The organism is Vibrio sp. 2134-1 (assembly GCF_033339495.1).
In genome coordinates this window covers 1-694 of sequence record NZ_JAWOUS010000438.1, presented here as the reverse complement: position 1 = coordinate 694, position 694 = coordinate 1, and the positions used below count along the sequence as shown (strand labels likewise).

Here is a 694-nt window from a genome sequence, read left to right as displayed (position 1 = left end):
GCGCTCAAGCGTTAATGTCGAATCTTTACCGCTCGACCAGCTGATTACGACACGTTTTGGTTTCGTCATTTTGTTTTCCAGCCATTTTCTGCACACCAATAATGATAAAGACCGCCAATAAGGCGGCCTTTGTTGTATCAAACGCAATTAGAATCGATAGTCAGCGGATACAAAGTACTGACGCCCAGGAGTTGCGTAACCTGAGTACATCTCGTAGTTCTTATCGAAAGCGTTGCTTAGTTTGGCGTTGATGTCCCAACTTGAGTTTACAGCGTAAGAAGCGGTGAAGTTCCATAGGCTGTAGCTCGGTAGTCTTGTACTACCATTAAAGCGCTCACCTTGGTAAAGATACTGCGAACCCAACGTCCATTGGTCAAATGTCGCATAAGCATTCCACTTAGCACCACGCTTGGAGCGGTATGCTAGTTGGGTATCTTCTGCACCAGACTTGTCGACAGGATCTTTGTAATCTAGGTAGAACTCATGAGAGACAATATCAGTATCGAGTTTAACTTCTAGTTCGATACCTTTAATCTCAGCTTCACCAATGTTTTGCATGCCCGCACCTTTCCAGATCAGCATGTTTTCAATTTGGTTGTAATACCCAGTTACAGTCCAATCAACAATCGATGCCACACCAGATAACGATAGTTCCGTGTTTTTTGACTCTTCAGGCTTTAAGTTCGGCATTTCA

1 protein-coding gene and 1 pseudogene are annotated in these 694 nt (G+C 43.9%); both read right to left on the bottom strand.

Going from position 1 to position 694, the window contains the following annotated elements:
- A pseudogene (locus R7R78_RS26485) lies at positions 1–69 on the bottom strand (ATPase); the annotation flags it as partial.
- Positions 70–147: 78 nt separating this feature from the next.
- Positions 148–694 (bottom strand): TonB-dependent receptor domain-containing protein (locus tag R7R78_RS26480; RefSeq protein WP_225474656.1); only part of this gene is annotated, 547 nt, incomplete at its 5' end.